This window comes from Ruminococcus hominis (assembly GCF_014287355.1).
Taxonomy (GTDB): Bacteria; Bacillota; Clostridia; order Lachnospirales; family Lachnospiraceae; genus Schaedlerella; species Schaedlerella hominis.
In genome coordinates, this window is the sequence record NZ_JACOPE010000001.1 from 2152940 (window position 1) to 2166386 (window position 13447).

Annotated in this window: 10 protein-coding genes; 1 reads left to right on the forward strand and 9 read right to left on the reverse strand. The window is 37.7% G+C overall.

The window, feature by feature from the left end; genetic code table 11:
• Positions 1-56: 56 nt before the first annotated feature.
• Entirely contained in the window at positions 57-797 is a 741-nt protein-coding gene (gene sigE / locus H8S40_RS09545; protein ID WP_022076374.1) for an RNA polymerase sporulation sigma factor SigE, read from the reverse strand.
• Positions 763-1629 carry a sigma-E processing peptidase SpoIIGA gene (locus H8S40_RS09550; RefSeq protein WP_186865140.1) on the reverse strand — a complete coding sequence of 289 codons (867 nt, stop codon included), beginning with the start codon at positions 1627-1629 and terminating at the stop codon, positions 763-765. Before H8S40_RS09550 ends, sigE begins: the two co-directional genes overlap by 35 nt.
• Before the next feature lie 220 nt (positions 1630-1849).
• On the opposite strand from H8S40_RS09550, the gene pckA reads away from it, so the two are divergent.
• Positions 1850-3454 (forward strand): phosphoenolpyruvate carboxykinase (ATP), encoded by a 1605-nt coding sequence (gene pckA / locus H8S40_RS09555; protein ID WP_118723891.1) that lies wholly within the window; start codon positions 1850-1852, stop codon positions 3452-3454.
• A 255-nt stretch (positions 3455-3709) separates the two neighbouring features.
• On the opposite strand, the gene ftsZ is transcribed toward pckA, so the two are convergent.
• The 7 genes from ftsZ to H8S40_RS09590 form a co-directional block, all read right to left on the reverse strand.
• Positions 3710-4882 carry a cell division protein FtsZ gene (ftsZ, locus tag H8S40_RS09560; protein ID WP_186865141.1) on the reverse strand — a complete coding sequence of 391 codons (1173 nt, stop codon included), beginning with the start codon at positions 4880-4882 and terminating at the stop codon, positions 3710-3712.
• Positions 4883-5046: 164 nt separating this feature from the next.
• Entirely contained in the window at positions 5047-5958 is a 912-nt protein-coding gene (locus H8S40_RS09565) for a cell division protein FtsQ/DivIB (protein ID WP_186865142.1), read from the reverse strand.
• 59 nt (positions 5959-6017) lie between these two features.
• On the reverse strand, positions 6018-7103 hold the full coding sequence (locus H8S40_RS09570; RefSeq protein WP_186865143.1) for an FtsW/RodA/SpoVE family cell cycle protein: 1086 nt from the start codon (positions 7101-7103) through the stop codon (positions 6018-6020).
• Positions 7104-7116: 13 nt separating this feature from the next.
• Positions 7117-8499 (reverse strand): UDP-N-acetylmuramoyl-L-alanine--D-glutamate ligase, encoded by a 1383-nt coding sequence (gene murD / locus H8S40_RS09575; RefSeq protein ID WP_186865144.1) that lies wholly within the window; start codon positions 8497-8499, stop codon positions 7117-7119.
• A gap of 2 nt (positions 8500-8501) precedes the next feature.
• On the reverse strand, positions 8502-9458 hold the full coding sequence (gene mraY / locus H8S40_RS09580) for a phospho-N-acetylmuramoyl-pentapeptide-transferase (RefSeq protein ID WP_022076367.1): 957 nt from the start codon (positions 9456-9458) through the stop codon (positions 8502-8504).
• A 122-nt stretch (positions 9459-9580) separates the two neighbouring features.
• A complete protein-coding gene (locus H8S40_RS09585; RefSeq protein ID WP_186865145.1) occupies positions 9581-11305 on the reverse strand; it encodes a peptidoglycan D,D-transpeptidase FtsI family protein in 1725 nt (574 codons plus the stop codon).
• Between the two features lie 90 nt (positions 11306-11395).
• Positions 11396-13441 (reverse strand): peptidoglycan D,D-transpeptidase FtsI family protein, encoded by a 2046-nt coding sequence (locus H8S40_RS09590; protein WP_186865146.1) that lies wholly within the window; start codon positions 13439-13441, stop codon positions 11396-11398.
• Positions 13442-13447 lie beyond the last annotated feature (6 nt).

Consider the following 13447-nt stretch of genomic DNA (forward strand, 5'->3'; position numbering starts at 1 on the left):
AAGTTAAACATTTCCTGTTTTTATATATTTTTCGCTATATATTTTCTTACTTTTTATTATTGATATCGAACAATTTCTCTTCTTAGACGAAGCATGATTTTTTTCTCCAATCTTGAAATATAAGATTGTGAAATTCCAAGAAAATCTGCAACTTCCTTTTGTGTTTTTTCCTCCCCGGACGGATTGTCCAGCCCATATCTCATCCGGATGATCATCCGTTCTCTGTTTGATAATTTGCTAATTGCATGGATTAACAACTTTCTTTCTGCTTCATTTTCCAAATCTTTATAAATTGTATCTTCTTCTGTTCCTAATATATCGGACAACAGCAACTCGTTTCCATCCCAGTCTACATTCAATGGCTCATCAATTGACACTTCCAGTTTTGTTTTATTATTTCTCCTAAGATACATCAAAATTTCATTTTCAATACAGCGTGACGCATACGTCGCCAGCTTAATTTTCTTTGTTGGATTAAATGTGTTGATTGCTTTAATCAACCCGATTGTTCCAATGGAGATCAGATCTTCCACCCCAACCCCTGTATTATCAAATTTCTTTGCAATATAAACAACGAGACGCAGATTATGTTCAATCAGACTCTTTTTTGCTTTCTCCTGCTCATTTGTCTCAAGTGCTTCTATCATTTTTTGTTCTTCGTTTGCATCTAGTGGTGCCGGAAGTACATCCGTTCCACCTATGTAATGAATTTCTTTTCTCGGATGAAAAAATATATTTTGAAAATTAGATATTACATTTATCTTAAACTGTTGTGTATTTATTGTCTCTGCAACCATATTTAGCTCCTCCTATACTCTGCGCATTTACAATCATCTGATAGTCTGTTTCTTGCATAATGCCAATACCAATCTGCGGCATCTGTATTTCTATTACTGATTTTTGTCTGATTTCCATTTTATCCATTGTTATAACCGGCAATAAATGTGTTCCTTGAATGGTCTGACATGAAATAAAATGCAGTTTCTTTTGCATCCATTTTTCTTCATTCTCTTTAGAAAGTGAATACTCCATTAATTCTTCAACCATTTTTGCCCCATATATTTTTTCTGCCATTTTCTTTGAAATAATATGAACCGGTTTTTGTCCTACCGGATCTTGAAGCATATTTCCTGTGTCAATCATTGCACGAATATCCCATTTTTTTGTTTCATCATATAAGACAACCCGACAGCACCGCTTTTGAAGATTTCCCGCTCTTGTAAGCAAATTCCAGCTCATTTTTAAAATAAAGAATCCCACCAACGCACCACCATATACCACACTTACAATTCCAAGGTATGGTCGGAACAGTTGCATGATTCCTCCTAAGCATATTGCCGTAAAATACAATAGCAACAGGCCCTCGAACAACTGCAATACATTTGAAATTTTTACTCCTGCCCAGATCATAATGACCGGGATAATACAATAATTGCAAAAACACTTAACCGCTTCCGGCATTCTTATTGCAATAACCACACAGGAAAATACAGCGGAAATAATTCCTGCTGTAAATGTTCTTATCGTAAATGACTTTTTACCAAACACACTACGCACAAACAATAGTAAAATGGAATCCATCATAAAATTTTCTAAAAAAAATAAATCTATGTATAATTCATAGTACATATCCCCTCCTCATTTCCTACAAGCTCATTATAGAAACTACTCCTCTCAGATTTTGTCAAAATCTGGCATCCGCTATCAAAGAATCTTCGACAATTTTCTAACATTTAATAGGATTTTTATTGATTTTATCCCCATATTATGTATAATTAGAAAAGAATATGGTATCGTCTAATCTTAGATGGACGTACAGTATTACTACAAAGAAAGAGGTATATGTAAGATGGCAAAAATTGATTTAACTAAATACGGCATTACAGGAACTACTGAGGTTGTTTACAATCCTTCATATGAAATGTTATTTGAAGAAGAGACAAAACCTGAGTTAGAAGGCTTTGAAGTTGGTCAGGAAAGTGAACTTGGTGCAGTGAACGTTATGACTGGTGTATATACAGGTCGTTCACCTAAAGACAAATTCATCGTTATGGATGAGAACTCTAAAGATACTGTATGGTGGACATCTGACGAATATAAAAATGATAACCACCCAGCTACAGAAGAGTCTTGGAAAGCTGTAAAAGATATCGCAATCAAAGAGCTTTCTAATAAGAGACTTTTTGTTGTCGATGCATTCTGCGGAGCTAACAAAGATACTCGTATGGCTATCCGTTTCATCGTTGAAGTTGCATGGCAGGCACACTTTGTAACAAACATGTTCATCCAGCCTACAGAGGAAGAACTCGAGAACTTTGAGCCAGATTTCGTTGTTTACAACGCTTCTAAAGCAAAAGTAGAGAACTACAAAGAATTAGGACTGAACTCTGAGACAGCTGTTATGTTCAATATCACAAGCAAAGAACAGGTTATCGTTAACACATGGTATGGCGGAGAAATGAAGAAAGGTATGTTCTCTATGATGAACTACTTCCTTCCATTAAAAGGAATCGCTTCTATGCACTGTTCTGCAAACACAGATATGAACGGAGAAAACACAGCAATCTTCTTCGGTCTTTCAGGAACAGGTAAAACAACACTTTCTACAGATCCTAAACGTCTCCTGATTGGTGATGACGAGCATGGTTGGGATGATAATGGTGTATTCAACTTTGAGGGTGGATGCTACGCAAAAGTTATCAACCTTGACAAAGAATCTGAGCCAGATATCTACAATGCAATCGTTCGTGACGCTCTTCTTGAGAACGTTACATTGGATGAGAACGGAAAGATTGATTTTAATGATAAGAGCGTAACAGAAAACACACGTGTTTCTTACCCTATCAACCACATTAAAAATATTGTACGTCCAGTTTCTTCTGCACCAGCAGCTAAAAATGTTATCTTCTTATCAGCAGATGCATTTGGAGTACTTCCTCCAGTATCTATCCTTACAGAAGATCAGACACAGTACTACTTCTTGTCTGGATTTACAGCAAAACTTGCTGGAACAGAGCGTGGAATCACAGAGCCAACACCTACATTCTCAGCTTGCTTCGGACAGGCATTCCTTGAACTGCACCCAACAAAATATGCAGAAGAGCTTGTTAAGAAGATGGAGAAGAGTGGAGCTAAAGCTTACCTCGTAAATACAGGATGGAATGGAACAGGAAAACGTATCTCTATCAAAGATACACGTGGTATCATCGATGCTATCCTGAACGGAGCAATCAACAACGCTCCTACAAAGACAATCCCATACTTCAACTTTGAAGTTCCTACAGAACTTGAGGGTGTTGACACAGGTATCCTTGATCCTCGTGACACATACGCTGATGCTTCTGAATGGGAAGAAAAAGCAAAAGATCTTGCACAGAGATTTGTCAAAAACTTCGCTAAATACGAAGGAAATGAAGCTGGTAAAGCACTTGTTTCTGCAGGTCCACAGCTGTAAGATTTTAGTTGATAATTTAAAAGAGTGTGTGAAAACCAGTTTTTCACACACTCTTTTTATATATTAGGAAAGTGCTTTCCTAATATATAAAAATCGCTCCGCTAAGGATGCGCACTGCGGCGTACAATGTAGGTGTCGCAAGCGACCGCCGAAGGCACAAGAATGTGCAAAGCACATTCTTTTATGCATGGCAACTAAAAAAGAAGAGCACCTATATTCGATACTCTTCTTTCGTATTACTTATTCTCTATCTATTTATTTCTTAAAGAAATCCGGAATCTTAATAGACTGCTCTTTTACCCCGCTTGTAACAGGTCTTGACTGCTGCATAGATGGTGTTGTACCACCCATTGGTCTTGCTGTTGTTCTTCCATCATATGAAGGTACTGTTCTGTTTGCCCCATCTCCTGAAGGAAGGATAGATCCTACTTTCTGCTGTCCTTCTAATCTTGCTTTCAATTTTGATGAGCTTCCACCTACATTATGTAAACCAGTTGCAATAACTGTGATTGTAGCTTCATCGGATCTTGAATCATCATAAGTAGCACCAAAGATAATGTTTGCATTCTCTCCGGCAAGCTCCTGAACATACTCTGCTGCATCAGATGCATCCATAAGTGTAATATCACCAGATACATTGATAATAACGTGAGATGCACCCTGAATTGTTGTCTCAAGCAATGGACTTGCAACAGCCTGTTTTACTGCCTCAAGAGCCTTGTCATCTCCACGTCCCTCACCGATACCGATGTGAGCAATACCTTTGTCTTTCATAACTGTCTGTACATCGGCAAAGTCAAGGTTGATAAGTGATGGTACGTTAATCAAATCTGTGATTCCCTGAATACCCTGCTGTAATACTTCATCTGCCTTCTTCAGTGCTTCCGGCATTGTAGTTCTTCTATCTACTACTTCCAACAGTTTATCATTTGGAATTACGATCAATGTGTCAACATTCTCTTTTAATTTGTCAATTCCTGCCAATGCATTCTGCATACGTGTTCTTGACTCGAAACGGAAAGGCTTTGTAACAACACCAACTGTCAATGCACCCTGTTCTTTTGCAATACGTGCAACTACAGGTGTTGCTCCTGTTCCGGTACCGCCACCCATTCCACAAGTAACGAATACCATGTCAGCACCTTTCAATGCTGCTGAAATCTCTTCTGCACTTTCTTCTGCTGCTTTCTCTCCAACTTCCGGCTGAGCTCCTGCTCCAAGACCTTTTGTCAGTTTCTCACCAATCTGCATCAATGTTGGTGCTTTACATAACTGAAGTGCCTGTTTATCTGTATTAATTGCAATAAATTCTACACCTGCGATCTGTTCATCGATCATTCGGTTAACGGCATTGTTACCGCCTCCACCAACGCCAATAACAATTATCTTTGCAGCTGCCTCTGATTCATTAGTTTTAATTTCTAACAAGAGTAGTTCCTCCTTTGTCGTCTTATTAATCTTTATTATTATACATCCCATTTGAAATTGAACGCTATAATCCAATAATTATATAATATATTTTTTTCAGTAAATAATCAATAGATTTTTTTGTATTTTATGTTTTTTTTGCTCAACATCGCAAATTTCATTTTTTATTGTGTGTCCGGCACAAACCGGATTGATGTATCTGATGTCTGATAACTCTCCAAATGCAATTCTCCCGACTGATTTTCATACTGCTCAGACAATTTTTGCAATATCGGCGAAATCTGTGGAATCTTATCCTCATAGGAAGCACTTCCCAGAGAAACTCTTACGTTGCCAAAAACAACTGTGAGTTCACTTCCTGAACATATGATTTTATCTGCTGTCAGTTCATTCTCTTGTAACAGTGCTATAAGTTCTGAAAGTTGCTTAAACACATCTTTATCATCCACCGGTATTTTCTTTCCAAGTTTCACCTTGCTTTCTTCAATCTGTATTCCCTCGATCATTGCAGTTCCTTCGATCAGTTCCTCGCTTTTTAATGAAGCGATTCCATCCTTATCAAAATACAGATAACCACTTCCAAGATCAATCCTTCCTGTCATCGTCTTTTCTGTCACCGCCACATTAATCTTCCTCGGTGAAATAAGGCTTACTTTTACCTTCTCAACAGATGGTAATTGTGTGCAGTTTTCCCTGTTAAAATACCACAAATCATACAATGTATTTCCTGAATACGGATTTTGCTTTACCCACTCTTCTACTTCCTGCTGGGTTGTGTAAACATTTCCCGTCACCCGGATCTGCTTTAATTGGAAGATCAAGGTCTCCAGATAAACAAGGCCTGCACAAATAATGATAATTATAAATAAATACAAAAATACTTTTCCACTTACATTTCTTCTGTTCTTTTTATGCTTCTTTGATTGTTTTTTATTGTTTTTATTATTTTGTGAACGTATCTCACGATCATGCAGATCCTCTGAACCAGCAAGGTATATAATATCGTCACGCGAATAATGCTTCGCTGTAGTCCGGCTTCTTCCTCTGTCTGTCTTTCTGTTTCGCTGCTGTGTCATCGACAGCCGCCTCCTTCGTTTTCATTTGATACTGCCAGTCACAGTAATCATGTCTATTGCTATCTTACCAGATTTGATACACTCAACACAAGACCCATTTCCAGTAATAGAAATAAAACTGATGTACCTCCATAACTGATAAAGGGAAGCGTGATTCCCGTATTTGGAATACTGTTGGTCACAACCGCAATATTTAAGATTACCTGTATCATCATATGTGCCATCGCTCCGGTAACGATTAATGCTCCAAGCAAATCTTTTGCATTTATCGCAATAATAAAAAAGCGCCAGATTAAAATGAGAAATAAAATAATAATCATGCCAGCGCCAAATAACCCCAGCTCTTCACATATAATCGAAAATATCATGTCATTTTGCGCTTCCGGCAAGAATCCAAGCTTTTGAACGCTTTGACCAATTCCTCTTCCAAACAACCCGCCTGAACCAATCGCATAAAGTCCTTGTAATGTCTGATATCCTTTTTCGTATTGCTCCGGATTTCTCCATATTGCCAGCCTTTCCAGACGATAACTTTCCAATGCCAGAAATATTGCCATAAATCCGATTCCAAGAATCCCCATCCAAATAAACTGTATATACTTTGGACTTGCAACAAAAATAAGTACCACGGCAATACCTAATATAATAATCGCTGTACTTAAATTACTTGCTCCTACCAATGCTGTAACCGGAAGCACCGGAAGCATCAGACGCAGCATTGAATGCCAATTATCTACACACTTCTTTTGTCCTGATATCAGACATGCCAGAAACAAAATAATCGCTACTTTTGAAAATTCCGATGGTTGAAAAGAAAGCGGGCCCAAAGAAAGCCATCTTTTGGACCCGTTATATTCTTCTCCCACAAGCATCACTAATACTGACAATATAATTGATACCAGATATCCCAGATTTGCAAATGGAATCCACTTATGATAATCAATCTTTGCTATAATTAACATTCCAATCACACCTAAGACTGTAGCAGCACCTTGTTTTTTCACATAATAATATGCATCTTGAAATTTATTCTGTCCGTTATAAGCACTCGTACTGTATAACAATACAAGCCCTGCTCCAATCAACATGACCAAAACGATCAACAGCACATAATCTAGATTCGCTCTCTTCTCCAGGCGTTTCAAGGAACTTCACTCCTTATAATTCATTTACCAGCTCTTTGAATTTATCGCCTCGTTCTTCATAACATTTAAACATTCCCCAGCTTGCACATGCCGGTGATAAGAGAACCGCATCTCCCGGCTCTGCATATTTCACGCATGTTGCCACCGCTTCTTCAAATGTATCTACAAGAATTGTATCTGTAAAGCCTAATTTCTTTGCTGTTGCATCAATCTTTTCTCTTGTTACACCAAGTAATACAAGCTTTTTCACTTTTCCGTCAAAAGCATTGATCCACTCATCGTACGACGAGTCTTTGTCATATCCGCCCCCGATCAGAAGCGTTGGACGATTCATTGCCTGAATTCCTTTGATTGCTGCATCCGGGTTTGTTCCTTTGGAATCATTATAATAAGCTACACCATTTTTCTCTGCTACAAACTCAATTCGATGAGCTACACCTTTGAAAGACTTAATCACCTCTCGAACCAGGTCCACAGGCACACCATATGCGATTGCCATCGCAGCTGCTGCCATAATATTTTCATAATTATGTGTTCCCAGAAGCTGAAGTTCCTTCACATTACAGATTGTTACTGCAACATCTGTATCATAACTATATACAATATCACCCTCATCAAGATAAATACCTCTATCTAATATACGCTGACTACTGAAATATAGAACCTTCGCTTTAATCTCTTCCCCGAATTTTCTTGTCACTTCATCCTCATAATTCAATACACACACATCATCTGCTGTCTGGTTTCTGCAAATGTTCTTCTTTGCTTCAATATAAGCTTCCATTGTATGATGACGATTTAAATGATCCGGAGTAATATTCAGTATTGCGCTGACCTTCGGACGAAATGTATGTATTGTTTCCAGCTGAAAACTACTCATCTCTGCTACTGCCACAGAATCCTCTGTCATATCCAGCGCTACTTCTGTATATGGATTTCCAATATTTCCTACTACATATACATGTTCCTGATATTTCTTCATAATCTCCCCAAGTAATGTAGTTGTAGTTGTCTTTCCATTTGTTCCTGTGATTGCAAGAACCTCACCTTTTCCATATACGTAAGCAAGTTCAATCTCGCCCCATATTGGAATACCCATTTTTCTCATCTGGTTCACAACTTCAAGATCTGTCGGCACTCCCGGACTCATCACAGTAAGCACAAGACTTTCCATCACCTCTTTGGAGAGTTCCCCTAATATAACCTTTACATCGCCAGACAAAGTTACTCCGTGCTCTTCATCATGTAAAATATTTTCTTTGATTGTTTCTGCATCAAGCTTCTCATTTCCATCATATAAAATTACATCAGCTCCTTCTCTCAAAAGCAGACGACTTGCTGCTATCCCACTGATTCCAGAACCAAATACCAATACATTTTTATCTCTTATGTCCATCTTTATACCCCCATAAGTGCAATCAAACATAATATTGCTGTAATAATAGAAAATACAGCAACAACTCTTGTCTCTGACCATCCACACAATTCAAAATGATGATGTATCGGAGCCATTTTAAAAATTCGTTTTCCACCTGTCTTTTTAAAATATGTGACCTGAATAATGACAGAAGCCACTTCCACCAGATAGATTAAACCAACAATAATAATAAACAACGGCATCTGCATCATATATGCAGCACCTGCCACAAATCCTCCCAATGCAAGCGAACCTGTATCTCCCATAAATACGCTTGCCGGATATACGTTAAACAATAAAAATCCAAGTAAAGCACCTACTACCGCACAAGTAATCGGTTCAATTCCACTCTTTGTTCCAACTGCAACAACTGTAAAAAATGTTGCAACTAATACAGTTACACTAGATGCTAATCCATCCAGCCCATCTGTAAAGTTTGTTCCGTTTACAGTTCCGATTACCGCAATAAATAAAAGCGGAACTGCAAGCCATCCAATATCCAGATATTTTCCACCTGAAAATGGAATCAGCATTGTAAGTGGAATCTTCGCAATCCTTACTACATAATAAGCAAATATCGCTGTCACTACAATCTGCAATGCCATCTTCTGCTTCGGAAATAATCCATCTGAGCGTTTCATAACCACTTTTAAATAATCATCAAGAAAACCAATCAGACCAAAGCCAACTGTCAAAAACAATACCGGAATAATCTTCGGATAATCTTTTACATAGAACAGTGAAGTGATCACTACACTTCCTAATATCATAACGCCACCCATCGTCGGCGTTCCTGCTTTTTTCAAATGCGACTGAACTCCGTCAACACGTTCTGTCTGCCCCATCTTTAATCTTCGCAAAAATGGGATTACAAATGGTCCCATGATCACACTTAATGCGAATGATATTAACACTGGAATTACTACATGATTTGCCATACTCACACCTCTTCATCTCTTTGGTTCAGCGAGAAGTTTCTCTTTTGTAACTCTCGCTATATCTTATACAGTATAACTCATAGTCTGTGGATTTTCAACCTCACCAGAATATGGACGACATTTTATTTTTCCTGTTTTTCCAAATACGGAAGAACATTATCATAAATATCTCTTAGTACCGGAGCTGCAATTGTACCTCCATAATAGATTCCCTTTGGATTATATATGATCACCATTCCAATCACTTTCGGATCATTTGCCGGGGCAAATCCGGCAAATGAAGAGATATATTTATTTGCACTTCGCGGAAGCGTCTGTGAAGTCGCAGTCTTTCCTCCTATGCGATATCCTTCCAAATATGCATTATGTCCGGACCCCTCTGAAACAACACTTTCCAGCAGCATTTTCATAGTTTCTGAAGTTTCTTTTGATACGATTTCCTTTTGCTTTTGATATGTCAGTGTTTTTATTTCCTTTCCATCTGAATTATAAACTTTCTTTCCAAAATGAGGCGTAATACGGGTTCCACCATTTATAATTGAACTTATTGTTGTAAGTAGTTGTATCGGTGTGATTTGAAATGATTGTCCGAATGTCATCGTCGCCAGTTCTACTAATCCAATATCTTCTTTTTTATGCATGATTGTTCCTGCTTCTCCCGGCAAATCTACATTTGTTAACTTTAACAGCCCAAACTTTTGAAAATAATCATAAAATTTATCAGCACCTAATCGCAAACCTATTTCCATAAATACCGGATTACATGAATTTTGAATTCCTTGTGTAAATGTTTCCAGACCATGTCCTCCCACTTTGTGGCATCTGATTTTTCTATCCTCTACTATTTTGTACCCCGGACACGAAAAGGTATCATTTACTGTTACAACACCTTCTTCCAGACATGCTGCTGAAGTAATTGCCTTAAAAGTTGAGCCAGGCTCATAGGTATCATTAATACACCGATTTCTCCACATCTGATTTAATAAATCTTGCTTTTTTTCATCTGTAAGCTCACTTGTATCAATCTTTGAAGACAATGTGAACGGGTCATTCAAATTAAATTCCGGAACATTTGCCATCGCATAAATCTCTCCATTTTGAGGATCCATCAAAATAATTGCCACCGCATCAGCTTCTTTTTCTTCCATTACTCTCTTTGCCGCCTGCTCACAGTAGGATTGTATATTATAATCCATCGTAATCTCTAATGTATTTCCCGGTTTCGGCTCCATACGGTCTTCTGCCACTCCTTCCAGTTCTATTCCCCTTGCATCTGTCATTGTAAGAATTGTCCCATTAACTCCTTTTAGATATTCTTCATATTTCACTTCAAGTCCGATAATCCCCTGATTATCACCGCCTGTAAATCCCAGTACTTGCGATGCCAGTTCTCCATATGGATAATAACGTTTAAAATCCTCATCTACTTTCACTCCGTCTAAATCCAGATTGCGTATTCTGTCTCCAACCTCTTTTTCTACATTTGTTTTTATTTTTTCCATAGAAGAAATTTTCTCTACTCTCTTCCGTACATATGCTTCTTCCAGCCCCAACTCTTTTGAAAGCATTTGTATTGTCTGTTCCTTATTTTTTATCTGATTATGTATCACCGATATTGTACAAACTGTTTTATTTGTTGCAAGAACCACCCCGTTCCGGTCTAAAATCTCTCCTCTGGCCGCTTTGATTTTACGTTCTCTTTCATGTAATTCTTTTGCTCTTTTCTGATAATATTCTGCATCAAATATCATCAAAAAAATCATTCGTCCAAGCAATGCTATGATCATAATAACAGCAGCGAAAAAAACAATCATTATTTTTTTCTTATTATAAGTACGATTTTTCATAAAAAAACCTTACAAAAGACAGTTTATATAAAATATTATGTCTTCTGTAAGGTTATGCTTCTTCGTTCACATCTCATGAACGAATCTATTTTATTCTGTATAATAGTCCGAAGTCCAGTCTGTGAAATCCGGTGTATATGTATCATCTACATATGCCCCATCCCAATTGCTATAGGTGTCTGTATATGATTCATCATAATCTGTATAATCATAATCCCATGTTTCCTCATTGCTATTTGATGTATCCGATGAATCCTCTGTTTCCTGTACTGCAGCAGGATCATATCCTTCCACTGTGGTAACGTTTAAATACGGAAATGCTTGTGACATGATTTTTTTTGCCAGCCCAAGCACAAGTGAACTGTCATCCTGTGCCGCAGTATTTGGCTCATCGATTACCACATACACTACTACTTCCGGATTATCGAGTGGGGCACATCCGATAAAGGATAATACATACTTTCCATTATTACGCGGAAGCTTCTCCGCAGTACCTGTCTTTGCCCCAATATTGTATCCTTCCACTGCTGCTGTTTTACCTGTACCATAATCCATAACAGCTTTCAAATACGTCTTTACCTGTTCTGACGTTTGCTCTGAAATAGTTTTTCGAAGCAAAACCGGATTCTTTGTTTCTATAACTTTTCCATTTTCATCCTGGATTTGTTTTACAATATGTGGCTCATAGTAATTACCGCCATTTACCAGAGATGAGAATGCTGTTATCACCTGCGTCATTGTAACATTAAAACTCTGTCCAAATGAACTGGTCGCAAGATCCGTATCCCCCATTGTATCTTTGGTAAATAATAATCCTGCTGTCGAAGCTTCTCCCGGAAGATCAATTCCGGTATATTCCCCAAAGCCGAAAATATGCTGATATCGAATAAAGTCTTCAACACCTATCGATTCGGCAATTTCCATCAGTGCAACATTACAGGAATTTGCTATAGCATCCGCAACTGTCTCTGTTCCATGTCCTGAAGTAAGATGACATCGGATATCCCAGTCTCCCACATGCAGATATCCTCCACACACATAGGTTTCATCCCCTTTGATTGCTCCTGTATCCAGACCTGTTGCCACTGTAAATGGTTTGATCGTCGAGCCTGGTTCAAATGCATCACTAACGCAAAAATTACGCCACAATTCATTCATTGCCTCAAACTGCTCATCCTCTGTTTTTGCATTCCAGTCTTCCGTCGAATAAATAGCAGACAAATCTCTTGGCTTATTTAAATCAAAATTAGGATAAGAAGCCTCTGCAAGAATTTCTCCGGTATTTGGATTCATGATCATCACTGCTGTATTCTTACTTCCCAGCTCATCTTCCCGTTCTTCACCGGTATGTTCTTCATTAAATTCTTTAATACACTGCTCTACAATGCTCTGTAATGTCACATCAATCGTCGAAACAACCGTGTTTCCATTTTTTGCATCTTTTACAGTTCTCTCTAATGATGCATTATCAGAAAAATAGCCATACTCTCTTCCATTCAATCCATTTAAAACATCATTATATGCACTTTCAATCCCCAGTGCTCCAATATTATCTACTGTAGCAAATCCAATCACATCACTCGCCAATGTAGCATATGGATAATTACGCTTATAATCATCCTCAAGCCAGATTCCTTTTACATTTGGATAGTTTTCTGTATCTTCCTCAATCGCCCTAAATTTCTGTGCTTTTTCATAAGTTACATTTTCTGCAAGTATCTGGTATCTGCTATCCGGGTTATCAGAAATGATTTGATCTACATCCCCTTCATTTATCCCAAAACAATCCGACAATACTTTCTTTGTAGGATTGATATATTCTTCTTTGGAAGTCATAACATAAACATCGAGTATTACATTATATACTCTCTCACTTGTCGCAATCTTAGTTCCATTTCGATCGACAATATCTCCTCGTTTATATGGAATTACCCTGCTGTCATATGTCTGCTGATCCAAAACAATTTTTGTAAATTTGCTTCCTTTGGAAGCATTGATATATGTAATTTTTGCTATAAGAACAACAAAAGCCAGTATAACTGCCATAAATAGCATTACCAGCTTCTTTTGCATTCTTTTTGGAAATTTTCTTGTTAAAAATTGATAATTGTTTTTTTTATTCTTTTTGACTGCCATCTTCTT